This is a genomic window from Brevibacillus brevis, from assembly GCF_031583145.1.
GTDB lineage: Bacteria > Bacillota > Bacilli > Brevibacillales > Brevibacillaceae > Brevibacillus > Brevibacillus brevis_E.
Genome location: NZ_CP134050.1, coordinates 2,769,975 through 2,793,754 on the forward strand (window position 1 = coordinate 2,769,975; position 23,780 = coordinate 2,793,754).

Below are 23,780 nucleotides of genomic sequence, written 5' to 3' on the forward strand. Positions count from 1 at the left end.
AATGGGCTAAAGGAGGAATTTTTCATGGCAGATATCGTGTTTCGCAATGGAAGGGTGGTAACGGCAGATGCAGCCAATCGCGTCGTACAGGCGGTCGCCGTCAAAGGAAACCGGATCGTAGCAGTGGGCACCAATGAAGAAGCGGATCGTCTGATTCACTCGCAGACGCGCATCGTCGACCTGAAAGGAAGGAGCCTTCTTCCCGGCTTCATCGACGCGCACCTGCACATGACGATCTACGGGACGAACAAGCTGGGAGTCGATTGCAAGGCGAGGAATATCACCTCGATCGATGACTTGCTTGGCGCTCTGGCGGAACAAGCGAAAAAGACGCCGAAGGGAGAATGGATCAGAGCCTGCGGTTTCGACGAAAATCGCATGGTGGAAAAACGGTATCCGACGATCGGGGAGCTGGATGCCATCTCAACCGAGCATCCGATCTTCGTCATGCGTACATGCGCCCACCACTCGATTGCAAACAGTACGGCGATGGCCCTCGCCGGATTCGACCGGAATACCCCTGATCCGCAGGGAGGGCGAATCGATCGGGATGAGTGCGGAGATTTGACCGGGTTCCTCGTGGAAACGGCCCATATGCAGATGTTCGAGCGGGCAGCCTTTACCGAAGCCGAATACATGCAAGGACTAAGGCTCGCTTCCGAAGATTTCGTGGCACGGGGGATCACAAGCATCCACGATGCGGGAGGATACGGACCGGACAACTTCCGGGCGATGCAGAAGGCTGTTCAGTCAGGCGATGTCAAAGTGAGAATTTACGCGATTGTATGCGCGCTGAACCGGTCGGAGGAATTTGTGCGGAAGATGATCGACGCGGGGCTTGTAACAGGAACAGGCGACGAACGCTTTCGGATCGGTCCGGCCAAGGTATTCACGGACGGAGCGAGCATCGCCCCGACGATGGCCATGCGCGAACCTTTCGACAGCAGACCGGGCGACTGCGGAATTCTCTACTACGAACAGGACGAGTTGAATACGATTTTGGGAGAGGCGCATGCAAAGGGCTTCCAGATTACGGCTCACGCACAAGGCGACCGGGCGATCGAGATGCTGCTCGACTGCTTCGAGACAGCGCTGGCTGCTCACCCGAGGGAAAATCACCGTCACCGGATTGAACACGCGGGCGTCTCGGCTCCCGATCTGATCGAGCGAATGGCTCGCCTTGGCGTCGTACCGATTCCGAACCCGGCGTTCATTTACGAATACGGGGACAGCTACGTCAACAATATCGGCCAGCGGGCGAGGCACATGTTTCCGGCGCGGGATCAGATCGACAACGGGATCATCGCAGCGGGAGCCTCTGATAGCCCCGTGACCAGCTTTGATCCATTGATCGGGATTCATGCGGCTGTCAACCGGATGAGTAAAACGGGCCAGGCGGTAGGGGAAAATCAGCGGGTGAGTGTGCTGGAGGCGATCCGGATGTTTACCTGGAACGGAGCGTACGCCAGTTTTGAAGAGGGGGTGAAAGGGAGCATCGAGCCAGGCAAACTGGCGGATCTGGTCGTGCTTGGCGGCGACATTCTCAGTGTCCCGGCGGATCGGATCAAAGACTTGCAGGTGGAGATGACCATGATCGACGGCGAGTTCGTCTACCAAAAGCAAGAGGAGGAGGTCGTGCAGTCTTGAGTATGCAAGCGAGGACTCTTACGATCAATCAGGAGCGGTTGCAAAAGAGGATCCAGGACCTGTCTCGCATCGGGCGGATCGGCGAGACCGGAGTTTGCCGATTGGCCTTGTCGCCGGAGGATCGCGCAGGGGTGGAGCAAGTTCGTCTCTGGATGGACGAGGCGGGCTTGCAGACGCGAATGGACGACTTTGGCAACCTGATCGGCAGGCTGGAGGGGCGAAATCCGGATGCCCCGCTGCTGATGGTCGGCTCCCACATAGATTCGCAGCCGTACGGAGGCCGGTATGATGGCGCAATCGGCGTACTGGGCGGGCTGGAAGCGCTGCAGACAATGAAAGAACAGGGGATCGTTCCTGAGCAAAGTGTGGAAGTGGTCGCCTTTTGCGATGAAGAAGGATGCCGATTTCAAAAAGGTCTGTTCGGATCTCGGGGCATATTAGGCCGTCTGGAGCCGGGAGAGCTGGAACGAACGGACAAGAACGGGGTTTCCCGCAGGCAGGCGCTGCTCGAATTCGGCTGCGACCCGGATCGGCTGGAGGCATCCGTGTATCCGGAGGGCAGCATCGGGGCCTATCTGGAGCTGCACATCGAACAAGGGCCGGTACTTGATCGCGCAGGCGAGCCTGTCGGGATCGTATCCGCGATTTCCGGGCCGCTGTGGTGGACGGTAGAGTTGACAGGCTTTGCGGGCCACGCGGGCTCCGTGCCCATGAACATGCGCCAGGACGCCTTGCTGGGCGCGGCCAAAGTGATTATGGCTCTAAATGAACTGGCGAGGCTGGATCCGGCCGCTCCTACGGTCGGGACCGTCGGCCACCTCGAAGTGTTTCCGGATTCGCGCAACATCATCCCGGAGCGTGTCCGGTTCACGGTCGATTTGCGTGACGTCGACCAGGAGCGCAGAAACGAGCGGGAGCAGGCGCTGCGGGAAGCCATCGAGCTGGCGGCCATGGAGGGCGGCCTCACCTACACGATCACGGAAGACACGAACAGCGATCCGCGCTACTGCGCCCCGTGGATCAAGGACATCATCCGCGAAGAGGGCAGGGTGCTCGGCATTGAAGCGCGCGAGCTGATGAGCGGACCCTTCCACGACGCGCTGGCGCTGTCGTACGTGTGCGATTACGGAATGATCTTCGTCCGCTGCAAGGACGGGATCAGCCACAATCCCGCCGAGTTTTCCTCCTTCGAAGATGTAGCCTTGGGCACCGAGCTGCTGTACAAAACGGTTCTGCGCATGACTGCAGCCGGCAAGTAGCCGCATCGAAAAAAACATCGCCCAGCCGTTGTCGGGTGGGCGATGTTTTTTCGATTGAAAAAGGGGGGAGTCGATGTGGTTGGTGTAAGCCCTACAGTTCCTCCACGTCTGCAAAGTAATGATTCTTGCGGTAAGAAACAGCCTCCATCGTCGCTATCAGGTTTTCCCCATGGAAGATGTCGATGCGGTAGAACCCTGTACGAAAGTTTCGTCTGGTCTCAGTCGCACGGATGACGATCCTGTCTCCCGGTTTGGCCGCCTCCATAAACTGGATGGTTGTGGAAAGACCGAGGGAGGTACTCGGTTTTCCTATTGTTTATGGAGTCGGATTTCATGAGAAGGAAGGGTTTTCTTCTTTCGGAATAGACTAACCATGTATCCGCAGAAGCCTCCGATCAGAGAAGGGAGCATCCAGCCCAGACCTACCTGATACAAGGGAAGGTACTGCGTTAGCCAATCTTGCATGACAGCGCTGTGCACTCCCGCGGCATGCAGTCCATCAAACAAACTAATCAGAAAGGTAAAGAGCAGGCTTCCTTGATATACCTCGGGCCTGCCATGAAATGCGTTGTGAAAAAACGTCAAAAACAGCAACGAAATAGCGATGGGATACATCGTCATCAACACGGGCACGGAAACCTTAATCAGTTCAGTTAAACCGATGTTTGCTACAAGCGTGCTGAAAACGGACAGAATCACGGCAAACTTTTTGTACGAAACAGCCGGAACCAGCGTATGAAAAAAAGTGGAGCAGGCGGTAATCAGGCCTACACTCGTGGTCAAGCATGCCACGGTTATCATGAATCCCAGAAGAACGGCGCCATAGGAACCAAAATAATAGTTCGAAACCTTCGCCAAAATTTCGGCTCCGTTTTCTAAGTGACCCAGTTTTGCCACACTGGAAGCACCCATGTAGGAAAGAGCCGTATAAAACAGGACGAGAAGAGTACCGGCAATGGCTGTAGCTTTTGCACAGGTAGCCAAAACCTGTTTTTTGGCAGTGATTCCTTTTTCCTTCAGGGCGTTCACGATAATGATTCCAAATACAAAAGCAACAAGGGCATCAAGCGTTAGGTACCCTTCCTGAAACCCTTTGAAGAATACATCGGTTTTGTAATCATCTGAAGGGGCCTGAAGCGCTCCAATCGGATGAAGAACCGCTGTCGCTACGATGATTCCGATAAAAGTCAATTTGATTGGAGTTAAGATTTTTCCAACAAGATTGACAATTTTTACAGGATTCAGGGATAGCAGACAAGCAATGGAAAAAAATACGATGCTAAAGACCACGAGCGGGATCGGACCTGGCTGGCTTGGCAGGAAAGGCTTTATCCCAATTTCAAACGAAACATTGCCGGATCTCGGAATCGCGAAAAATGGGCCAATTGCCAGATAAAGAATCGTCGTGAAAACAAGCCCGAACAGCGGATGAACACGACCTGCCAGAGAACGCAAGTCTTCTTTCCCCGAATAAACAAATGCAGAGATGGCAAGCAAAGGCAAACCAACTCCCGTAACCAAAAAACCGGCATTGGCGATCCATACATGGGTTCCCGCCAATTGGCCAAGCATCGGCGGGAAGATCAAGTTGCCGGCTCCAAAAAACAACGCAAACAACATAAATCCCAATATGACAACAAAAGAAAATGGTGCTTTTTGTGACACAAGATTTCCTCCTAAACCTCTATCTCTCGCACCCAGATCATTCCCTGCGGCTGGTTGCTCAAGATAAATTTCCTCCCTGCTTGCATGATGTCGCGCCCGTTTCTTCAGATCATTCCGTGATCCGACTGCCGTCATCATGAATGGCATTCCTTTATTAAAGGCAATACCTTTTCAGGATTCATGAGACTAAACTCCTAATTTTCACTCTCATCAAAATTGATTATAAGCGAACAAGCGGATAAAAAACATATACACAAGGGTACCACTTGCAAGAGAAAGAAGCATTTTTCTCTTCCAGATCTGGAAGAGAGCAACTACACCGATCGAAAGGAATTCGGGGATTCCGCGGCTGCCGGAAACCAGACTGACATCCTTGATTTCATTCGGATCGTTACCTTTGCGGCGCAAGACCTTCGGACAAGTTTTTGCGTGTTGCCCTCGCCTCTACCCGTTCGCTGGACGAGTTAAAAGCGGGGTTAGAGATTTTGAAACAAAATCTCTAATCGATGAAGCACGGGAAAGACGGAAATTTCCTGGGAGGTAAGAGCGGCTGTGAAACGGGGAATCGAACGAGCAGATTTCACCCGAATATTTGGAGAACAGGAACGAGACAGGAGGTGGGCTTTTTGCTATAGTTTAGTCATGTGAGAAAAGAAGGGGTGTACTGGCATTGAAAATGCGTGTTTCTGCCGTGCAGTATCATCTGCATACCATACATAGCTTTGACCAATTCGCTCATCAGGTAGAGCACTACGTGAAAAACGCGCAGGAGTACGACACCGAATTCCTGCTGTTTCCCGAGCTGTTCACGACACAGCTGATGTCTATTGGCGACGGACAAGGGAACGCTTTGCCGATTACGGCGCTGCCTTCCTTTACCGAGCAGTACGTGGAGCTGTTTCGTTCTCTCGCAGCCAAATATGACATGCACCTCATCGGAGGCACCCATATCATCGAAGAAAACGGCAAGCTCTACAATACGGCATTCCTTTTCTACCCGGATGGCCGCGTAGGCCAGCAAAAGAAAATTCACATCACGCCGTGGGAAGTCAAAGGCTGGAACATGGGCGCAGGCGATTCTCTGCAAATTTTTGAGACGGACAAAGGAAAAGTGGCCATGATCATTTGCTACGATATCGAATTTCCGGAATGGGTCCGAATCGCCAAAGCGCGCGGTGCTGACGTCATTTTCTGCCCATCCTGCACCGACGATCGCCACGCCTTCCACCGCGTCCGCTATACGAGCCACGCCCGCACGATCGAGAACCAGGTGTACGTTGTCTTGACTGGCACGGTAGGTTCTTTGCCGACAGTCGACTTCATGCGCGCCAACTTTGGACAAGCGGCCATCCTCACGCCGAACGACGTTCCATTCCCGCCGCGCGGGATTTTGGCAGAGGGAGAGATCAACCACGACATGCTGGTTACGGCCGATCTGGATCTGCAGCTCTTATACGACGTGCGCGAGAAAGGGTCTGTGACGACCTGGCGGGATCGCCGTATCGATCTGTATCCCGATTGGAAATAGAAGCGCGCGCCAGGGGGACGACCATGTACCGAAAAGAACTGTACGTGTTTGAACAGGACAAGCCGCGCAAAGCCGTCGTGCGAAACTATGCCGCCCGGGACTTCGATGAGCTGATCCGCATCCAGGCGGAAAGCTTTCCGCCGCCCTTCCCATCAGAGCTGTGGTGGAACCGCGAGCAGCTTACGAACCACATCACGCTGTTTCCCGAAGGGGCAATCTGCGTAGAGGTGGAAGGTGTGCTGGCAGGGTCCATGACGGGACTGTTGGTCGATTTTGATCCGAGCCAGCCCGATCACAGCTGGGAGGAGATCACCGACAACGGCTACATCCGAAACCATACACCGAACGGAGATACGCTCTACATCGTCGATATTTGCATTCGACCCAGCCACCGCAAGCTGGGCCTCGGCCAGCAGATGATGCAGGCCATGTACGAGTTGGTCGTGCACCACAAGCTCAAACGGCTGCTCGGCGGCGGGCGGATGCCCGGATACGGCCGTTTTGCAGACCTGTGGACGCCAGAGGAGTATGTAAACAGGGTGGTGGCGGGGGAAGTCAAAGATCCGGTCCTGACATTCCTGATGCGCTGCGGACGCACACCGCTGCAAGTGGTCGCCGATTATCTCGAAGACGAAGAATCACGCAATTTCGCGACCTTGATGGAATGGAAAAACCCGTTTTTGCCGAGCTAGGTTGCCCACAAGATCACATGGAGAGGAAGAACGATAAATGGAATTCGTACGTATTGCTCATATTGACAACCCGTTGTTCGCCAAAATGCACCGCTTGATGCAAGAAGTGTTTCCACCTGAAGAAGTGCTGGAGTTCGAGCTGTGGAGAGAACCGCTCGAAGATCCAGGCATCCGCGTTTTTGTCGCCGTCCACGAAGGGGAAGTGGTCGGCGCCACCGAATATCGCTATTATCCGGACCTCAATGTCGCGATGACCGATTTTACGATCATCGGGCGGGAAGGGCTCGGAGTAGGGCGTTTCCTGGCGAGAGAGCGGCAAAAAGACTTGCATGCCCTCGCCGCAGCAAACGGCAAAGAATTGTACGGCATGTTTGCGGAAATCTACGATCCGTACCGGGTAGAAGAGCATTCGTTTGGCGGTATCAAGCCGATGGACCCATTCGTGCGGCGTGAGGTCTTGTCCCATTTGGGCTACAAGCGCACCGACATCGACTACGTTCACCCTTCGTGGCAAAACGACGGGGAAGCCGTATCCGGGCTGGATCTGGGCTTCATGCCAACCAACGAAGACCAGACGACACTCGAGGCAGACCTGATCGTGACGTTCCTTACTCGCTACTACGCGGTGCTGCCGCATAAGCCGCAGGCGTGGCTGGACATGGTGGGAAGCCTTGCCGGCAAGGAAACGGTTGAGCTGCTGCCGATCTAAAGAACGTATCCAGAACCGACTCCTGTGGGGCTAACGCAGCTGCTTCACGGGAGTTTTTTGGTAGAAGGGACGAGGGAGGTGTGACGGAGCTGAAAGGGCAAAATCTGGCTTCGATCCTTTTGTACCTGGCAGTCTTTTTTCATCTGCTGGGGATGAGCGGCTGGGTCGCTTCTGCCATGGCGCAGCCGATCCAGCTGGCGGTTCTCGGTCTGCTCTTGACCGCATTGTTCGTGCTGCGGAAAAAGAAGCGAAAGGCCAAGCGACGTCCGCGCAAGCCGCCAGTGGAAGTGACGGAAATGCTTGAAAGGGCGGAAGGGGATAGTCCTGGCCAATAATCTTTCCCAAAAAACGTCGGACAGTACTGCAGAGACATCATCCTGTAATCCTAACCGGGGCAAGCGAACCAAGCTTTCGCTCAGTTCCCTACGAATGTATGGGGGCGTTGGAAACCAATCGGGCCACTGCTCAGCAGGGACCAGGCTGGATTCGGCAAAGGCGAAGGGAAAAAGGGGGATAGCGGCGAAGTTTTCATGAGAGAGCAGCCGATCGGAACAATCAGGATAGAGCGGTTGCGCGCAACTGTTGCAAATGCAACGTTTGAAATGTTGCGTTTGCAACAGTGTAAGCGCGTTTTGCAACGATGGGACAATAGTTGCTCTTTATAATTAACAGAAAATTTGAAACATACTGATTTGGCACAAGAGTTGCTAGTTATTGCAATACCGACAGAAAAATTTGCAAAAAGTGAGGGGAGCGCATGTCGAACCAACCGCTTATTCGCGTCGAGGATGTCTCGTTTGCCTACCAGGTCAACCAGGATCAGCACATTACTGTACTCCAAAACGTCTCCCTCGAGGTCTTTCCCGGAGAGTATGTGGCGATCATCGGTCACAACGGCTCCGGCAAGTCGACGCTTTCCAAGCATTTGAACGGAATCCTCACGCCGAGGGAAGGAAATGTCGTGGTGGGCGGGGTCAACACGCGTGACAAGCAGCGTATCCATGAAGTAAGAAGCCGGGTGGGCATGGTCTTCCAGCATCCCGACAACCAGATCGTCGCGACCATCGTGGAGGATGATGTGGCTTTCGGTTTGGAGAATATCGGCGTATCCGCAGAAGAAATGAAAGAGCGTATCGACTTTGCCCTCGATGCCGTCGGGATGAGCGTTTTTCGCCATCGTCCGCCTCACCACTTGTCCGGCGGCCAAAAACAGCGCATCGCCATCGCAGGGATCTTGGCGATGAAGCCGCAATGCATCGTTCTCGACGAAGCGACGAGCATGCTGGACAGCTACGGAAGGCAAGACATACTGGCTGTCGTTCGCAAGCTGCACAAGGAAGGCATGACGATCGTGACGGTGACCCACCACATGTCGGAGGTGGCGGAAGCGGATCGGGTGGTCGTCATGGAAGCAGGCAGGATCGTGCTGCAAGGTACCCCGCGGGAAGTCTTCGCGGCCGATCAGGAAAAGCTGCGCGAGCTACATCTTGACGTCCCGGACGCCAGCCGGATCGCATCGCTGGTGCACGCCCAGTTTCCGGCTTTTTCCCGGAATCTGATCTACAACGAGGAGGTCGTGGCAGAGGTTAACCGTGTGAACGCCAGTCAAGCGGAGGCGAGCGGATCATGACACAACCGATGATAGACGTACAAGACCTGTCACATATTTACATGCAAGGGACTCCGCTTGAGCACCGCGCCCTGGACCAGGTGAATCTTCAGGTAGCCGAAGGAGAGTGCATGGCGATCATCGGCCATACGGGCTCGGGGAAGTCGACCTTGATCCAGCATTTCAACGGGTTGCTCCGTCCGCAGTCAGGCACTGTCGTCGTCGCCGGCCTGGATGTTTCCCAGCCCAAGCTGGATATCCGCACGCTGCGCAGGCAGGTAGGTCTGGTCTTTCAAAATCCCGAAGATCAGCTCTTTGAAAAACTGGTTGGAGATGATGTGGCCTATGGCCCCTTCAAGATGGGTCAACCGCTGGAAGAGGTGCGTCGCCGCGTGCAGTGGGCAATGGAACTGGTCGGCTTGTCCTTCCAGGAAATGAAAGATCGTCCCACCTTTGCGCTGAGCGGCGGGCAAAAACGCAAAGTCGCCTTGGCCGGAGTCCTCGCCTTGCAGCCCAAAGTGCTCGTGCTCGACGAACCGACGGCGGGGCTGGATCCGCTATCGCGAAAAGAACTGCTTGACCGCATCCGCCAACTCAACCGGCAGGAGAAATTAACCGTGATCTTTGTCTCGCACAACATGGAGGAGGTGGCGCAGCTGGCTGACCGGGTGTACGTAATGGCAAACGGAAAGGCTGTGTGCGATGGTACACCTCGACAAATTTTCGGGAACCAGGAACTCTTGCGCCAGCATCATATCGGGACGCCGGAATCCGTCGACATCCTGTACCGGCTGCGGGAGGAAGGCTACGGAATCAACCCTGAGGCGTACTTGCCCGAAGAGACGGCAGGCGAAATCTTGAAGCTGCTCAAACGCTAAGGAGGGGAGCCAGATGTCAGCTGAATTTGAATTGACACGGAACATAACCATTGGCCAGTATCTGCCGACAGGGTCCATCGTTCACCGGCTGGATCCGCGCTTCAAGCTGGCGGCCTTTATTATCATGATTTTGGCGATTGCCATCTGCAACACGTATGTGGGCAACATTTTTGCGATACTTGTCTGCATGTGGCTGTTTCAGGTATCCAAGATTCCCATCCACTACGGAGTCTCCGGCATCAAGCCTGCCATCCCGTTCATCATCATTCTCGCTGTCCTGCAGCTGCTCTTCTACGGGGGCATCGCAAACGGCGGGACGGTTTATTTCGAATACGGCTTCGTCACCATTACGAGCGAGAGCATCCGTCTGGTTTTGGTTTCCGCCATGCGGTTTGTGGAAGTGATCTTTTTGTCCAGCGTGCTGACGCTAAGCACATCGACCACCGAGCTGACACACGGAATGGAACGACTGATGGGGCCGCTGGAAAAGGTGAAGTTCCCCGTACACGCTTTTGCGCTGATCATCACGATCGCCATCCGCTTCGTCCCGACCTTCGCGATGGAAATGGAAAAAATGATGAAGGCACAGGCATCACGCGGCGCGGATTTCGGCACGGGGGAATGGTGGCGGATCGTCAGGCGAACCAAAGACATGTTTCCCATCATCATTCCGCTGTTCAATGTCGCGCTGGCACGCGCCGAAGATCTGATTCTGGCGATGGAGGCGCGCTGCTACGTGCCCGGAGCCTCCCGAACGAGATTCGCCCACTACACGGCGAACAGCAAGGATTACGTGGCGATCGTCGTGAGCATTGTCATTTCTGCGGTCATGTTAGGAATACCGTGGTAATAAGCCCGGGAAGTCTCCCTATACGGGATTTCCATACACCATCACCATTAAAGGAGGAATACGCATGGAAAAAGGCTTGACCGTGCGCAAGATCGTCATTGCGGGTGTGCTGGGAGCCATCGCCATCTTGCTCGGAGTGACGCGTCTCGGCTACATCCCTGTTCCGACAGCTGCGGGGAACGCCACCATCATGCACATCCCGGCGGTCATCGGCGGCATCATGGAAGGGTGGGGCGTTGGCATGATCATCGGTCTCATTTTTGGAGTCTCTTCTTTTTTAAACGCGACCGTCCCGCTGTTCAAAGACCCGCTCGTTGCCATCCTGCCGCGTCTCTTTATCGGGGTCACGGCTTACCTGACCTACGTCGGTCTGAAAAACGTCAACCAATATGTGGCCATTGGCGTAGCAGGCTTCGTCGGAGCGATGACCAATACGATCCTCGTTCTGGGAATGGCGGTCATCCGTGGCTACATGGCCCCCGGCGTGGCTGCGACGGTAGCGATCACCAGCGGATTGCCGGAAGCGGTCGTCTCGGTCATCGTGACACTGGCGGTAGTTGCGGCGTGGAAGAAGATCGGTTCCGCAGGAAAACAAAAATCGAAAATTTCTGGAGATTTCTAAATGAAGACAGGAACAATCACAGATGTGCCTGGCGTTAAAGTAGGCCATGCGCAAAACGAGGAAGCGCTGACGGGCTGCACCGTTATTTTGCTGGAGCAACCGTCGGTGTGCGGCGTGGATGTCCGGGGCTCTGCCCCGGGCACCCGCGAGACGGATCTCTTGGACCCGATGAATCTCGTCCAGACCGTTCACGCGGTATGCCTGTCCGGCGGGAGCGCCTATGGGCTGGATGCGGCCACTGGTGTGATGCAGTATTTGGAGGAGCAAGGAGCAGGACTCGACGTCGGGTACGGGGTCGTGCCGATCGTTCCAGCGGCAGTTCTGTTCGATCTGGCTGTCGGCAACCATCGGATTCGTCCTGACCGCAAAATGGGGTATGAAGCTGCCGCACGCGCTAGCAAGGATCCGGTCGCACAAGGGAACGCAGGTGCGGGCATGGGGGCTTCGGTAGGGAAGATGGGGGGCTTTGCCAACGCAATGAAGAGCGGATTGGGCTCCGCTTCCATGACACTCCCATCCGGCCTGGTCGTCGGAGCGGTCGTGGCAGTCAATGCAGTCGGGCACGTCTTCGATCCGCAATCCGGACAGATCGTGGCGGGGCCTCGCAATGAAAAGGGACAGATCGTGGATAGTGTGGAGTTGATGAAAACGCAAATCCAAAGTCCGATCCCGCCCGGCACCAACACGACGATCGCTGTCGTGGCAAGCAACGCGAAGCTGAGCAAGGCGGAAGCTAAAAAGGTGGCGCAAATGGCCCACGATGGATTGGCCCGGACGATCCGGCCCATTCACACGATGTTCGACGGGGATACCATTTTTTCCATAGCGACAGGCGAAGTGGCAGCGACTGTCGACCTGATCGGGTCCCTATCCGCAGACGTCCTTGCGGAAGCGGTCATTCAGGCGGTACGGATGGCAGAACCGGCAGGGGGACTTCCTTCCAGCGGCAGCCTTCAAAGGTAGGACACATGTCGCTTTCACACAAATGGATGCAGAGGAGTGATTGTCAGATGAACCAAGTAATTTCCTTTGTCGACGAGCAAGAAGTCGTACGGTTGACCCAGGAGCTGGTGCGCATCGACAGCGTATACCGACCAGAACAGCCGGGTGCAAACGAGGAGCGGGTAGCTCATTTCGTGGCAGATTACTTGCGAGGGATGGGGCTCCATGTATATGTCGAGGAAGTGGTGCCGGGACGCCCCAATGTCATCGCCTTTTACGATTCGGGAAGGCCGGGGAAAACGCTGCTGTTCGAGGCTCATACCGACGTGGTGACCGAGGGAGACCGCGATGCCTGGAGCTACGATCCGTTCGGCGGCACGATTTCCGGGGGGCGGATCTACGGCCGGGGCTCGTGCGATACCAAGGGCAATCTCGCAGCAGCGATCTGTGCCGTCAAAGCCATCCAACGCTCCAAGCAAGCGTTCACAGGCAAAATTCTCCTGTGCATTCCGTGTGACGAAGAAGGCATGATGATCGGCATCAAGGATTTTATTCGCAGAGGCTGGGCAAACAACGTCGATGCCGCGATCATATGCGAGCCGGAGGAAAACCAGTTGTGCATTACCCAAAAAGGGGCGATGAGGGCGATCTTGCGCACTTTCGGGAAAATGGCGCACGGGGCGATGCCGCTGACGGGAATCAATCCGAATACACGCATGGCGAGAGCGATTGTCGCTCTGGAAGAGCTGGAGCGCAAAGAGATGGCGCGGCTCGGACAGCACCCGATGCTTGGCTTGCCCAGCATCACTCCGACCATCTTGCAAGCGCCCGTAAAAGGCGACGCGCAAATCAACGTCGTGCCGGACCAGTGCATGACGACACTCGATATCCGCACCGTTCCCGGACAGGATCACGCCGAACTGCATCGGGAAATGTCGGCGATCCTGGAAGCGCTGGGGCGCGAGGACGACAAGTTCAAGGCGACGCTGGAGATCATCGAGGAGCGGCCGTGGACCTTGACGGACATGGAGCATGAGGTCGTACAGGCCGTAGCGAGCTCCTACCGGGAGATCACCAAGAAAGAGCCTGTATACAATGGCGTGCCTGGAGCGACGGATGGGACTTTTCTGCACAAGGTGGGGATTCCCATCCTCACGACAGGAGCGGGCGATCGTCATATCCCGCACCATGCGGACGAGTATGTCGACATCGATCAATTGGTGGAGTCTACCCAGCTGTTTGCTTTGTCTGCATTGACATTCCTGACTCAGCCTGTCCGCGCATAACCGGGAGACCATGCCCTGCCATCCGATCGGCGGGGTCTTTTTTTGCCAAAAACTTGCTTACTCCATCCAAATTTTTTTATACTAGCGGAAGGCACGAAAAGCAGATTTTCTTTTGTTTCAAACTCGTACATACACCAACAGAAAGACAAGGAGGCGGGACCCATGAACATGCGCTGGAATTTGGACGTTCTGTATACATCTTTTGATTCGCCAGAATGCAGGCAAGATTGGGACAAATTGTGCCGCGAGATGGATGAGATCAAGAACTGGGCGGCAAAGGAGCTTTCTTCGCAAGACGATGCCGTCGTCAAAATGGAAGCGTACCTTGCCAAGATGACGTCCATTTTGCAAACGCAAACGCGCCTGTACAGCTATGCGGAGCTGACAGCGAGTGTGGATGCCAAAAATGAAAAGGCATTGCAGCTGGCGGAGCGGGTCCAAACGCAGTCTGTCGAGCTGGTCGAGCCAAACGTGAAGTTTCAGGCGTGGCTTGGCTCGCTTCCCGACCTGGACGGACTCATCAGCAAGTCCGAGCTTCTGAAGACGCATCGGTACATGCTGACCGAACTGTCTGAGAAGAGCAAGTACATGCTCAGTGAAAAAGAGGAAATCATCCTCGCGAAAATGAAGAATACCGGCTCCAACGCATGGACCAAGCTGCAGGAGCTCTTGACTTCCACGCTGCTGGTGGAGTTGACGGATGGGGGAGAGACGAAGCAGCTGCCACTTCCGGTTGTGCGAAACATGGCTTATGAAAAGGATCCCGCATTGAGAAAAAAGGCATACGAAGCGGAATTGGCCGCCTATCCCAAAATCGAGGAGTCATCCGCTGCCAGTCTCAACGGGATCAAAGGCGAAGTGATTACGGTAGCCAAACTGCGGGGCTACGAATCGGCTTTGGACAAAACCTTGAAGGACTCGCGGATGGACAAGGAAACACTCGATGCGATGCTCGATGCCATCCGTGAAAGTTTGCCCACTTTCCACCGCTATTATCGCAAAAAGGCGGAAATCTTGGGACATGCGGACGGGAAGCTTCCGTTTTACGACCTGTTCGCGCCCGTAGGAAACGCCGATATGCGCTTTACCTATCAGGAAGCCCGCGATTTTATCGTCAAGCACTTTGGCAGCTTTAGCGAAAAGCTGGCGAATTATGCAGCGCGCGCCTTTGACAACCAGTGGATCGATGCCGAGACGAGGGAAGGCAAGCGGGGAGGGGCGTTTTGTGCCAACCTGCACATCGTTGGGGAAAGCCGGATCATGGCCAACTTTACCGGCAGCTACAACGACGTAAGCACGCTCGCTCACGAGCTTGGGCACGGTTACCACGGGGAATGCCTGGTGCAAGAAGCCTTCTTCAACAGCGACTATCCAATGCCGATTGCGGAAACGGCGTCGATTCTGTGCGAGACGATCATCGCCAAAGCGGCTTTGCAGCAAGCGACCCCGGAAGAAGCCTTTGCCATTCTGGAAAACGACATATCCGGCGCAGGCCAAGTGATCGTCGATATTTACAGCCGCTTCCTTTTCGAGTCGGAGCTGTTTGCACGCCGCGAGCAAGGCTCCCTGTCCGTTAACGAACTCAAGGAGCTTATGCTTCAGGCGCAAAAAGACGCATACGGGGATGGTCTGAATCCGGATCTCCTTCACCCGTATATGTGGGTATGCAAACCGCACTACTACAGCGCGGATTACAACTACTACAACTTCCCGTACGCGTTTGGTCTCTTGTTTGCAAAAGGGCTGTACGCTGTTTACCTCGAGCGCGGGGAAGCTTTTGTGGAACAATACGACCAGCTGCTTTCGGTGACCGGAAAGATGAACATTGCAGATGTGGCCGCCATCATGGATGTAGATGTTCGCTCCATCGATTTCTGGCGGAATTCCTTGGCTCTTATTGCCAAAGATATCGAAACGTTTGTAAAGCTCGCCGATTCCCGATCCTGATACGGCTGCAAAAACGTCCAGACATCATCTGGACGTTTTTTTGTGCGCATAGCATTGAACGCGACAGGAGAAAGTAAGAAAAACAAATGAGGTGATTACGTGGTGAACGGATTGCAGCTGCTGGACCTCCTGAGGGAGACTGAGAACAAGATGCTTCATTTACATAGAGCGATCGACAGGGTGACCAGCGAACCGGACTTCAAGGAGACCGTAAGCGTGCTGACCGTGGTCGTCCGGGATTACCAGATGCAGCTCGATAAAATGAAGCAGGCGTTGGGGAACCTCGAAATCAGCACCAGTCAAAATTCATCGCAATCCTCTCAAGCTCAAAATACGACGCACTAGGTGCCAGAAAAAAAGCAGCCGCGATCTGTCTGAGCAGATTCGCCAGCTGCTTTTTTAGCTAGTCCTACTGAAAGTCTACGTACCGTTTGACGCCGTAGAACGGGTAGAGCTTGTCCATGTATTCCACTTTTCCGTAGCGAACATCGTCGCCGTTGGCATGGACGATGACGCCGTTCCCCATGTAAATCGCCACGTGGGAAACGCGCCCTTTGCCAAGAGCGTCGTAGAACAAAAGATCGCCAGGCTGCGCTTCATCCATCGAGACTTTTTTGCCGCCTGCAAACTGCTCTTCCGACGTGCGAGGGAGAGTCACTCCCAATTGGTTGAAAACGTAAGAGGTAAAACCGCTGCAATCAAATCCGTCCGGGGTTGTGCCGCCGAAGACGTAAGGGGTTTTCAACAGGGGTTGGATAATGGACTCCAGACGATCCAATTTTGCCGAGTCCACCTCGTCCGAATAGTCGGGATGCGAGGTCGAGGTCAAGTAAGCGGAATTGACAAACGCTTCTTTTTCGTCCTCAAATTTGATTTTCGTCCACTCGTCCTCGGTGTCTACGACCTCTACGACATCGCCGTAGTGCAGTTTGCCGAGGATCTTGCCCTCGAGGGAAGGCTTTTTGCGGACATTGACCACGTCTCCCGTCACGCGTGCTCGATGCTTGTCCACTTTCGGAGCGTCGTCGGCTGCGGCGTCCGAATGCTCATGTTCTTCGGAAGACACCAGGTCGGGGGGAACGGAAGTCCCGTCATCCGAAGTGGCGATGCCTGTCAAGGTGAGGGTCTGGCCGATTGCCAGCCGATCGGAAGTCAGTTGGTTCACTTGCATGAGTTGGCTCACCGTCGTCTGATGCTCTCGGGCGATTTTGCTCAACGTATCACCTGCCGCAACCACGTACACCGGCGAGGCGGCGTGGGCAGCAGTAGGCAGCAGAGTGAAGAGGGCGAGGAAGGTGATCAGCCTCGAAGTGTGTTTCATGTCATCGTCTCCACCAATCTACTATATTCTGCATATCTAGATAAAATTCTAGCGGATTTTCAATGGTAAATCTATGAAAAATTGATGTAATGAAAAAGTTTTTAAAAACTATTGCCTTTTAAAATCGAATCGTGCTATATTACAAGAGTCGCCGCGAGCACAATGCGACACGGCGAGCGTTTTCATTAGCTTGGAGCTGTGGTGAAGTTGGAGTTCACGCCGGTCTGTCACACCGGAGGTCGCGGGTTCGAGTCCCGTCAGCTCCGCCATTTTTCTCTCGGACTTCCGTAGCGTAAATTGGCGAAAGAGGCAATTGCAGTAGCGCCGGTGTAGCTCAATTGGTAGAGCACCTGACTTGTAATCAGGGGGTTGTGGGTTCAAGTCCTATCGCCGGCACCATCTAATTTGTATATGCGGTCATGGCGGAATTGGCAGACGCGCTAGATTCAGGTTCTAGTGGTGGCAACACCGTGGAGGTTCAAGTCCTCTCGACCGCACCATACTTGTTAGGGAAGCCCTTCAGATATATTCTGAAGGGCTCTTTTTTTGTCATCGCGAGGTCCTCTAAGAAGGAGCTTGAAAAGTGGGGCGTCAGACGTCTTCTTCCTAAACGAAATCCATTTCGTCCTTCGACGTATCAAGCAGGGGCCTTGAAAGTGGCATTCGGTAATTTTATAATATTAACATACTAATCAGTATTCTAAAGATACACTAAGTCGTCAGTTATCGAGGTGATTCCCTTGACGGTACGGGACAGAGTTTACGAAGCGGCCGAACGTTTGGTGGGCACAAAGCCTTTCGACCGCATCACGTTCGCCGATGTCGCGGAAGCTGCCGGCGTGCATTGGACTGCCGTTCGCAGGCATTTTGGCGGCAAAGAGGAGTTGAGAGCCTGGTTCAAGAGAAGGCAAGCTTCCGAGCAGTTTGGACTGGCCGACACCAAGACTCGGGTCCTGGAGGCGGCGGCTTTCGTTTTCGCTGCCCAAGGCTATGCGAATGCATCCTTGGAAAAGGTCGCTGAACACGCGGGCCTGAGCAAAGGCGCTGTATACTGGCATTTCGCCAGCAAGCAGGATTTGTTCCTTGCGATCCTCGAGCGCAATTTTGAGCAGCAGCTTCGCATGCTTCCGGGGCAAATGGAACGCATTCTGTTGTCGGTCGACCCGCTGCTGGCGCTTGAGGGCTGGCTGGAATCGCAGTTCTCCTGCCTGGAAATGGGCGAACACAATTCCTTGCTGTTCTTGGAATTTGTTGTATCCAGCCGTGAACCGGAAATAAGGAATCGGCTGCAGAAGCTTCACTGCAGCTTGATCCGACAGGTAGGAACCCTTCTTCGCGAAATGCAGCGAAAGGGTTATCTCTCGGAAGAGGCTGATCCCGAATCGATGGCACTTATGTTCGACGCCTTGTTGAAAGGAGTTCTGGTGGAGTGGAACATCGATCCAAATCCAGCTCAATTGAGGACGCTCATTCGGACGATCTCCAAGACGCTGTGGCAAGGGCTGGCGACGGCGAAGCGTTAAGAAAATGAGAGAAATCGAGCAATGGAGGAGAAGCGTGGTGATCGTTTTGGCAGCATTGTCGATATTGGTCGCGGCTTTTTGTTTGTATGGACGATATCAATTCAGGAAAATGGAGAAGCAATACCCGCCGAATGGGCAGTTCGTGACAGTGGAAGGGATTACGCTGCACTACGTAAGCAGAGGGGAAGGCAGACCGGTCGTGTTCCTTCATGGTGGAGTGCTGACGGGAAATGATTTTCGTGAATCAATCGAGCTGGCGGCATCCGCCGGTTATCGCGGGATTGCATTCGATCGCCCTGGATACGGGCACAGCGAGAGGCCGATTGGCGAGCCCGTCACACCCAGGACGCAAGCGAGGCTGTTGCATGAAGCGCTTGGGGCTCTCGGCATCGAGAAGCCGATTCTGGTCGGGCACTCTTGGAGCGGCGTCCTTGTGCTGACCTATGCGATCGACTACCCGGACGACATATCGGGTATTGTCACCTTGGGAGGCGGCATGTACCCGGAAGGCTACCCTGCGGAGAAGGGCGATCCGATCTCGACTCTTGTCACCACCCCGATTCTGGGGAATATCGTGATGCATTCGCTTTTGGCAGTCATGGGCCCGGCGCTGGCGGTGAATGTTTTAAAAGAAACGTTCAAGCCCGAGCCCGTTCCCGAAGCGTACCGTGAAGCAACGCTCGCTTATTGGCTGCGCCCGTCGCAGTTTCGCGCCAACCGGGAAGATGTGCTGGCATTCGTTCCTGGTGTCCGGGCCATTATGGACCGTTATCCGGAGATCGATACTCCTCTCGTCATTGCGGTTGGAGCAGACGATCCTTTCCCGACGCGGGAACACAGCTTCCGGCTGCACGAACAGGTGCCCGACTCGAAGCTCCTCTTGCTTCCGGGCGTCGCCCACATGATCCCGCAAAATCATCCGGAAGCGGTCATGGAAGCAGTGAAGGCGATCCCCAACCGGCAGGGCAAATTCGAATGAACACCACGGACCTTTACGAATGCGAAAACGGCCGGGAGTTGGATCGAAGTCTCGGGAGTGGATACCATTTAAAGCAACAAGAGTGAAAGGATGCTTACGAAAAATTACCTACTTACATAAATTGTGGTGATCCTGTACAATGGCTTCATAGACAGGAGGGAGCCAAACTCATGATTATCGAAGTATTTCAAGATACGGTGTGCCCGTGGTGCCGCATCGGCAAGAAAAACTTGTTTGACGCCATGGCAAAATGGCAAGGGGAACCCATTGAGGTGCGCTATCGGGCCTATCAGCTCGATCCTCACACGCCGAAGGAAAGCCTGCCTTTCTGGGAAACGATGGCTGCAAACAAAGGCGGCAGAGCCGCATTCGAACAAATGGTTCAGCACGCGGCAAATGCAGGAGCGGCCGCCGGCATTTCGTTCGATTTTTCCAAAGTAGCTGCCTGGCCGAACACACTTGCTTCCCATACCCTCATCAAATGCGCGCCGGAAGCGGATCGGACACGCGCTGTGGACGCCGTGTACAAAGCGTACTTTGAGGATGGCCAAGACATCGGGGATCTCGAGGTGCTTGTCTCCATCGCCAAGGACCTGGGGATGGACGGTGCGCAGGTGCGTCAAGCGATCGAAGCGGATGCCAAACAAGCGGAAATTGCGGAAGACATCGCTTTCGCCCGTGAGCTGCAAATTACGGGGGTGCCGTTTTTCGTCATTGACAACAAGCTGGCTCTGTCTGGGGCCCATCCGGCGGAGAATTTCCTCAAAGCCTTTCAACAAGCGCAGGAGACGACCGAATAGCAGGATGTTTTCTCCCCAGGGAAACCGCCGTTTTATCGGCGGTTTTCTTGTGTGGTCCGTCCAACATTTACTGGTTGAAGAGCGCTTTTTCCATGCGTTAGAGTAGATACGAAACATGGGGACAATCACAGCATGACAGAAGCGAGGGGACGAGGTATGAAACGATCCAGGATATCGACGGCAGGCTTGGTGGCAGCTGCCATTTCGTTCGCGGCAGTGGTGCCGGGAAATCCCGTATGGGCGGCTGGCGGCCCGGCGGCAGCTGGGCAAGAGCACGATGTGGATGAGATGGACCATACCCGTGAGGAAATCTTGGGCCTGTATTCTACCTCCATGGCCGGGAGCTCCGACGCTCGCATTCATAATATAGAAAAAGCGGTGAATCTGCTAAACGGGGAAAAGATCGAACCGCATCGCCTTTTCTCCTATAATGATACGATCGGCAATTCCAACCTGGCGGATGATGGATGGGAGAAGGCCGGCGTCATCGCCAACGGACGGTTGACGGACGATTATGGCGGAGGGATCTGCCAGGTATCGAGCACCTTGTTTAACGCAGCCGCAGGAGCCGGTATGCTGATCGTTGAACGCCATTCCCACAGCAAGACGGTCAGTTACGTCCCGCCCGGCCTGGATGCGACCGTGGCGTACGGCCAGTTGGATTTTCAGTTCGTGAATCCGTATGACTATCCGGTGAAAATCAACGCGAAAACGTACGCGGACAACCTTGTGGTCATTACCATCGTACGTGCATAACTAAAGCAAAGGCATTTGCCAACCAAGGAGGCTCCTATCACAGGAGCCTCTTTTGACTGTCCGGGAGCGGCCAGCCCATCGAATCCAACAGGGATAACCCAATCATTCGGGAGCATAAAATAGGTGCGTTCTCAAAAAAATGGCCGCACGGCAGCCGCCTGTCTTCATAAATGGAAGAAGGCAGGACCATACTGGTTGAAAAAGGAGGTGTTGGCGGCATGTACGTGCAGGTGACGGGTGATCGTGACAAAAGGACGCTGATCGTGATGGGAGAGCCCCTCTCGTGTCAACCGGATGGGCCCTACCTCCTGCCTGGCAGGCTGGTTCGTGCGTTGAAGCCGGAAGATTTGCCGGTAGACGTACCGTTTATGCTGGAAGGAGCGCTTCCATCCGGTTACGGATTTTACCGGGAGGACGCAGTCGTGTTTTGGCGAGATGCCGGACAAAGCTCCCTGCGGGTGAAAGTGACGTCCACGTATGCGGCAGAAGAATGGGATGGCTTGTTCTCGCTGAACGCCACCTTGGAGGCGAGAAAAGCAGTGCTGGAGCAGGATGCGGAATTCGTGCGCGTGCAATATGAAGCAGGCGAACAGGCGTCTACGATTCGCTATGAATTCGGGTGGGCCAAAGAGGAGCCGACGGATCTGGAGGAGGCGCTGGAAGCCATTTGCGATACGGTCTTTGAGGTGGAAGCGAGGGGAAACGCCAAGCTGTGGCCGCATTTCGGAAGACGTTCTGAGGACTTCTGAAGTTCTGTTGCGCATCTACCATCCGTGATATAGTAAAAAGGAGAGAATGGGAAGACAGGCGACCCAAGGAAAAGGAGAGACTAGATGATGCAACAGATCCGAAATATTTATTGTGTGGGCCGGAACTACAAGCTGCATGCGGAAGAATTGGGCAATGACGTTCCTACCAAGCCCATGATTTTCAGCAAGCCGACCCACGCCCTGGCTCTGGCCGCCGGAGGGGAGATCGAGCTGCCGGGTTCGCGCGGCGAGCTGCATTATGAAACGGAACTGGTCATCCAGATGGCGCGGTCATACGAACCTGGAGCTTCCCTGAAGCAGATGGTGGACGGAATTGCACTGGGCATCGATTTCACACTTCGCGACGTACAGTCCGAACTGAAGAAAAAAGGGCATCCGTGGCTGCTCGCAAAAGGGTTTAAAAATTCAGCGATTCTCACTTCGTTTCATCCGTTTCCAGGCGTTGAGGGACTCCTCCAAAAAGACTTCGCTCTGCTGAAAAACGGCGAACAGGTGCAGCGAGGGAATATCGGCAACGTCATTTTCGATTTGGCTACGCTGATTCAGTACATCGGGGAGAATTTTGGACTGGAAAAGGGAGACATCATCTACACCGGGACACCGGAAGGGGTGGGACCGGTATCTGACGGAGACGTTTTGACCTTCCTGTGGGGAGACGAAAATTGGGGCGAATTTACAGCCAAATTGCGCTGAGCGCTCTTCGGCATGAATGAGAAAAAAGCCAGCATCTGCCTGATCATGTCAGATGCTGGCTTTTTTTCGTGACCGCAGTCACGTTGAAAGCGTTTTTCATCTCGTCTGGTACCTTAGAACTAAAAGGCGGTAACGGCACTGTTTGCCGCTCGTTTTCCGGATAGTCCTATGCTCCCAAAATAGATACTGGTAAATTTTACGGTCTTATCCTCCTGTTTCCTCCTGAGTTAATCTGTCGGTGTAGCCCACGAAGGTTCCACAACATGACAAGGAGGAAAAGAAAGTGACGAAACGAGATTGGGTAATGAAGTCAACAGTAGCAGTCATCCTGAGTACGTCCCTGTTAATGGGTGGTCAAGTTGGACAAGCATCGGCAGCGACCACGAGCTATACGCAGCAAACGAAGGAAGTTGCGACGATTGCGAAATCGTTGCTCGGAAAGCCCTATAAGTACCAGGCATCTGGACCGAACCAATTTGGCTCGGCTAACCTGGCGACCTATGTGTACAAGCAAGTCGGCGTGAAGATTGGCAGCACGCTAGGCAGCCTGTACAAAGCCGGGACAAAAGTGACGAAAAACAGTGTAAAAGCCGGAGATCTGGTGTTCTTTTCCTCGAATGGCTCCGGAAGTCCTACATTCATGGGAATATACATAGGCAATGACCAGTATGTCTACTCTTCCCAAGGAGATGGTAAGGTAGTCCTGAAATCTTTCTCCGACTACAGCAAGAAGTTCGTCGGCGCTCGCCGGATCTTGGACGAATCGTCCAGCAATTCCAATTCGTCCAATTCTTCCAGCAAGCCTGCCACGGATATCGCAAGTCAAGTGATCAAACACGGTGAAAAGTACATGGGTACTCCATACAAATATGGATCCAGCAAAGACACCACCAAGACGTTCGACTGCTCCTCATTTACACAGCGGGTATTCAAGGAAGTCGGCATCACACTGCCGCGCGACTCCCGCCAGCAATCTACGGTTGGGAAGACCGTGTCCAAAAAGGATCTGCAAGTCGGCGATCTGATCTTCATGAAGGCGTCCGTGAACAGCTCGTCGGATCGAATCACCCACGTAGCCATTTATGCAGGAAACGGGAAGATCCTGCACACGTACGGCAGTCCAGGCGTGACGTACTCCAAGTTCGACGGGACGAACTGGGAGAAGCGCGTGGTCAAAATCAAACGAGTCATCTAACCGAAGGAAAAAAAGATCGAAGGCCTAGGCTCTCCTGCTCATGCAAGGGGGGCCTTTGTCCTATCTGTTAGGTAAGACGTATCGGAGATGAAATAGTTTCGCAAAGCGC

25 protein-coding genes and 3 tRNA genes are annotated in these 23,780 nt (G+C 54.3%); 24 read left to right on the top strand and 4 right to left on the bottom strand.

Annotation, left to right across the window (positions count from 1 at the left end; translation table 11 throughout):
- Positions 1-24 precede the first annotated feature (24 nt).
- Both RGB73_RS13850 and RGB73_RS13855 read left to right on the top strand, forming a co-directional pair.
- Positions 25-1,647, top strand: a complete 1,623-nt coding sequence (locus RGB73_RS13850; RefSeq protein WP_310772967.1) for an amidohydrolase — start codon at positions 25-27, stop codon at positions 1,645-1,647.
- A 2-nt stretch (positions 1,648-1,649) separates the two neighbouring features.
- A complete protein-coding gene (locus RGB73_RS13855) occupies positions 1,650-2,906 on the top strand; it encodes a M20 family metallo-hydrolase (protein ID WP_396136215.1) in 1,257 nt (418 codons plus the stop codon).
- Positions 2,907-2,997: 91 nt separating this feature from the next.
- Here the strand turns inward: RGB73_RS13855 and RGB73_RS13860 are convergent, their stop codons facing one another.
- The 3 genes from RGB73_RS13860 to RGB73_RS13870 form a co-directional block, all read right to left on the bottom strand.
- Entirely contained in the window at positions 2,998-3,171 is a 174-nt protein-coding gene (locus RGB73_RS13860; RefSeq protein ID WP_310772974.1) for a hypothetical protein, read from the bottom strand.
- A gap of 44 nt (positions 3,172-3,215) precedes the next feature.
- Positions 3,216-4,571 carry a branched-chain amino acid transport system II carrier protein gene (brnQ, locus tag RGB73_RS13865; protein ID WP_310774294.1) on the bottom strand — a complete coding sequence of 452 codons (1,356 nt, stop codon included), beginning with the start codon at positions 4,569-4,571 and terminating at the stop codon, positions 3,216-3,218.
- Between the two features lie 210 nt (positions 4,572-4,781).
- Complete coding sequence (locus tag RGB73_RS13870; protein WP_310772976.1) at positions 4,782-4,979, bottom strand: AzlD domain-containing protein; 198 nt, start codon at positions 4,977-4,979, stop codon at positions 4,782-4,784.
- 262 nt (positions 4,980-5,241) lie between these two features.
- Between RGB73_RS13870 and RGB73_RS13875 the strand changes: the two genes are divergently transcribed.
- The 12 genes from RGB73_RS13875 to RGB73_RS13930 all read left to right on the top strand — a co-directional run bounded on the left by RGB73_RS13875 (position 5,242) and on the right by RGB73_RS13930 (position 15,979).
- Positions 5,242-6,099 (top strand): carbon-nitrogen hydrolase family protein, encoded by an 858-nt coding sequence (locus tag RGB73_RS13875; RefSeq protein ID WP_310772980.1) that lies wholly within the window; start codon positions 5,242-5,244, stop codon positions 6,097-6,099.
- A gap of 23 nt (positions 6,100-6,122) precedes the next feature.
- On the top strand, positions 6,123-6,791 hold the full coding sequence (locus tag RGB73_RS13880; RefSeq protein ID WP_310772983.1) for a GNAT family N-acetyltransferase: 669 nt from the start codon (positions 6,123-6,125) through the stop codon (positions 6,789-6,791).
- Positions 6,792-6,828: 37 nt separating this feature from the next.
- On the top strand, positions 6,829-7,500 hold the full coding sequence (locus RGB73_RS13885) for a GNAT family N-acetyltransferase (protein ID WP_310772986.1): 672 nt from the start codon (positions 6,829-6,831) through the stop codon (positions 7,498-7,500).
- Between the two features lie 80 nt (positions 7,501-7,580).
- Complete coding sequence (locus tag RGB73_RS13890) at positions 7,581-7,835, top strand: hypothetical protein (RefSeq protein WP_310772989.1); 255 nt, start codon at positions 7,581-7,583, stop codon at positions 7,833-7,835.
- A 422-nt stretch (positions 7,836-8,257) separates the two neighbouring features.
- A complete protein-coding gene (locus tag RGB73_RS13895) occupies positions 8,258-9,130 on the top strand; it encodes an energy-coupling factor transporter ATPase (protein ID WP_310772992.1) in 873 nt (290 codons plus the stop codon).
- Entirely contained in the window at positions 9,127-9,987 is an 861-nt protein-coding gene (locus RGB73_RS13900; RefSeq protein WP_310772995.1) for an energy-coupling factor transporter ATPase, read from the top strand. Before RGB73_RS13895 ends, RGB73_RS13900 begins: the two co-directional genes overlap by 4 nt.
- 13 nt (positions 9,988-10,000) lie before the next feature.
- Complete coding sequence (locus tag RGB73_RS13905) at positions 10,001-10,837, top strand: energy-coupling factor transporter transmembrane component T family protein (RefSeq protein WP_310772999.1); 837 nt, start codon at positions 10,001-10,003, stop codon at positions 10,835-10,837.
- A 64-nt stretch (positions 10,838-10,901) separates the two neighbouring features.
- Positions 10,902-11,459 (top strand): ECF transporter S component, encoded by a 558-nt coding sequence (locus RGB73_RS13910; RefSeq protein ID WP_310773002.1) that lies wholly within the window; start codon positions 10,902-10,904, stop codon positions 11,457-11,459.
- On the top strand, positions 11,460-12,422 hold the full coding sequence (locus RGB73_RS13915; protein WP_310773005.1) for a P1 family peptidase: 963 nt from the start codon (positions 11,460-11,462) through the stop codon (positions 12,420-12,422). It begins immediately after the preceding gene.
- Positions 12,423-12,469: 47 nt separating this feature from the next.
- Positions 12,470-13,687 (top strand): M20 family metallopeptidase, encoded by a 1,218-nt coding sequence (locus RGB73_RS13920; protein ID WP_310773008.1) that lies wholly within the window; start codon positions 12,470-12,472, stop codon positions 13,685-13,687.
- Between the two features lie 162 nt (positions 13,688-13,849).
- Positions 13,850-15,634 carry a M3 family oligoendopeptidase gene (locus tag RGB73_RS13925; RefSeq protein WP_310773010.1) on the top strand — a complete coding sequence of 595 codons (1,785 nt, stop codon included), beginning with the start codon at positions 13,850-13,852 and terminating at the stop codon, positions 15,632-15,634.
- A 99-nt stretch (positions 15,635-15,733) separates the two neighbouring features.
- Positions 15,734-15,979, top strand: coding sequence for a hypothetical protein (locus tag RGB73_RS13930; RefSeq protein ID WP_310773012.1), 246 nt, complete (start codon positions 15,734-15,736; stop codon positions 15,977-15,979).
- Between the two features lie 64 nt (positions 15,980-16,043).
- Here the strand turns inward: RGB73_RS13930 and RGB73_RS13935 are convergent, their stop codons facing one another.
- The gene (locus tag RGB73_RS13935; RefSeq protein WP_310773015.1) at positions 16,044-16,955 is read right to left on the bottom strand and encodes a C40 family peptidase; all 912 of its coding nucleotides are present in this window, start codon (positions 16,953-16,955) and stop codon (positions 16,044-16,046) included.
- A gap of 192 nt (positions 16,956-17,147) precedes the next feature.
- Between RGB73_RS13935 and RGB73_RS13940 the strand changes: the two genes are divergently transcribed.
- The 10 genes from RGB73_RS13940 (at position 17,148) to RGB73_RS13985 (ending at position 23,671) form a co-directional block, all read left to right on the top strand.
- Positions 17,148-17,224: transfer RNA gene (locus RGB73_RS13940), tRNA-Asp, on the top strand.
- 54 nt (positions 17,225-17,278) lie between these two features.
- Positions 17,279-17,354 (top strand) — tRNA-Thr (locus RGB73_RS13945).
- Between the two features lie 14 nt (positions 17,355-17,368).
- Positions 17,369-17,455: transfer RNA gene (locus tag RGB73_RS13950), tRNA-Leu, on the top strand.
- 240 nt (positions 17,456-17,695) lie between these two features.
- Complete coding sequence (locus RGB73_RS13955; RefSeq protein ID WP_310773018.1) at positions 17,696-18,478, top strand: TetR/AcrR family transcriptional regulator; 783 nt, start codon at positions 17,696-17,698, stop codon at positions 18,476-18,478.
- A gap of 34 nt (positions 18,479-18,512) precedes the next feature.
- Positions 18,513-19,457 (top strand): alpha/beta fold hydrolase, encoded by a 945-nt coding sequence (locus tag RGB73_RS13960; protein ID WP_310773021.1) that lies wholly within the window; start codon positions 18,513-18,515, stop codon positions 19,455-19,457.
- Positions 19,458-19,627: 170 nt separating this feature from the next.
- On the top strand, positions 19,628-20,257 hold the full coding sequence (locus tag RGB73_RS13965) for a DsbA family oxidoreductase (protein ID WP_310773024.1): 630 nt from the start codon (positions 19,628-19,630) through the stop codon (positions 20,255-20,257).
- A gap of 156 nt (positions 20,258-20,413) precedes the next feature.
- Positions 20,414-21,013 (top strand): VanW family protein, encoded by a 600-nt coding sequence (locus tag RGB73_RS13970; RefSeq protein ID WP_310773027.1) that lies wholly within the window; start codon positions 20,414-20,416, stop codon positions 21,011-21,013.
- Between the two features lie 218 nt (positions 21,014-21,231).
- Positions 21,232-21,762, top strand: coding sequence for an immunoglobulin domain-containing protein (locus RGB73_RS13975; protein ID WP_310773030.1), 531 nt, complete (start codon positions 21,232-21,234; stop codon positions 21,760-21,762).
- A gap of 87 nt (positions 21,763-21,849) precedes the next feature.
- Positions 21,850-22,476 (top strand): fumarylacetoacetate hydrolase family protein, encoded by a 627-nt coding sequence (locus tag RGB73_RS13980; RefSeq protein ID WP_310774296.1) that lies wholly within the window; start codon positions 21,850-21,852, stop codon positions 22,474-22,476.
- A 283-nt stretch (positions 22,477-22,759) separates the two neighbouring features.
- A complete protein-coding gene (locus RGB73_RS13985) occupies positions 22,760-23,671 on the top strand; it encodes a C40 family peptidase (RefSeq protein ID WP_310773033.1) in 912 nt (303 codons plus the stop codon).
- Positions 23,672-23,780 lie beyond the last annotated feature (109 nt).

What these genes read in the sequence shown, in the direction of transcription:
- RGB73_RS13850 (WP_310772967.1), top strand. Translation starts at nt 25, where the DNA reads ATGGCAGATATCGTGTTTCGCAATGGAAGGGTGGTAACGGCAGATGCA.
- RGB73_RS13855 (WP_396136215.1), top strand. Translation starts at nt 1,650, where the DNA reads ATGCAAGCGAGGACTCTTACGATCAATCAGGAGCGGTTGCAAAAGAGG.
- RGB73_RS13860 (WP_310772974.1), bottom strand. Translation starts at nt 3,171, where the DNA reads ATGGAGGCGGCCAAACCGGGAGACAGGATCGTCATCCGTGCGACTGAG.
- RGB73_RS13880 (WP_310772983.1), top strand. Translation starts at nt 6,123, where the DNA reads ATGTACCGAAAAGAACTGTACGTGTTTGAACAGGACAAGCCGCGCAAA.
- RGB73_RS13885 (WP_310772986.1), top strand. Translation starts at nt 6,829, where the DNA reads ATGGAATTCGTACGTATTGCTCATATTGACAACCCGTTGTTCGCCAAA.
- RGB73_RS13895 (WP_310772992.1), top strand. Translation starts at nt 8,258, where the DNA reads ATGTCGAACCAACCGCTTATTCGCGTCGAGGATGTCTCGTTTGCCTAC.
- RGB73_RS13900 (WP_310772995.1), top strand. Translation starts at nt 9,127, where the DNA reads ATGACACAACCGATGATAGACGTACAAGACCTGTCACATATTTACATG.
- RGB73_RS13905 (WP_310772999.1), top strand. Translation starts at nt 10,001, where the DNA reads ATGTCAGCTGAATTTGAATTGACACGGAACATAACCATTGGCCAGTAT.
- RGB73_RS13910 (WP_310773002.1), top strand. Translation starts at nt 10,902, where the DNA reads ATGGAAAAAGGCTTGACCGTGCGCAAGATCGTCATTGCGGGTGTGCTG.
- RGB73_RS13915 (WP_310773005.1), top strand. Translation starts at nt 11,460, where the DNA reads ATGAAGACAGGAACAATCACAGATGTGCCTGGCGTTAAAGTAGGCCAT.
- RGB73_RS13920 (WP_310773008.1), top strand. Translation starts at nt 12,470, where the DNA reads ATGAACCAAGTAATTTCCTTTGTCGACGAGCAAGAAGTCGTACGGTTG.
- RGB73_RS13925 (WP_310773010.1), top strand. Translation starts at nt 13,850, where the DNA reads ATGAACATGCGCTGGAATTTGGACGTTCTGTATACATCTTTTGATTCG.
- RGB73_RS13935 (WP_310773015.1), bottom strand. Translation starts at nt 16,955, where the DNA reads ATGAAACACACTTCGAGGCTGATCACCTTCCTCGCCCTCTTCACTCTG.
- RGB73_RS13965 (WP_310773024.1), top strand. Translation starts at nt 19,628, where the DNA reads ATGATTATCGAAGTATTTCAAGATACGGTGTGCCCGTGGTGCCGCATC.
- RGB73_RS13970 (WP_310773027.1), top strand. Translation starts at nt 20,414, where the DNA reads ATGAAACGATCCAGGATATCGACGGCAGGCTTGGTGGCAGCTGCCATT.
- RGB73_RS13975 (WP_310773030.1), top strand. Translation starts at nt 21,232, where the DNA reads ATGTACGTGCAGGTGACGGGTGATCGTGACAAAAGGACGCTGATCGTG.
- RGB73_RS13980 (WP_310774296.1), top strand. Translation starts at nt 21,850, where the DNA reads ATGCAACAGATCCGAAATATTTATTGTGTGGGCCGGAACTACAAGCTG.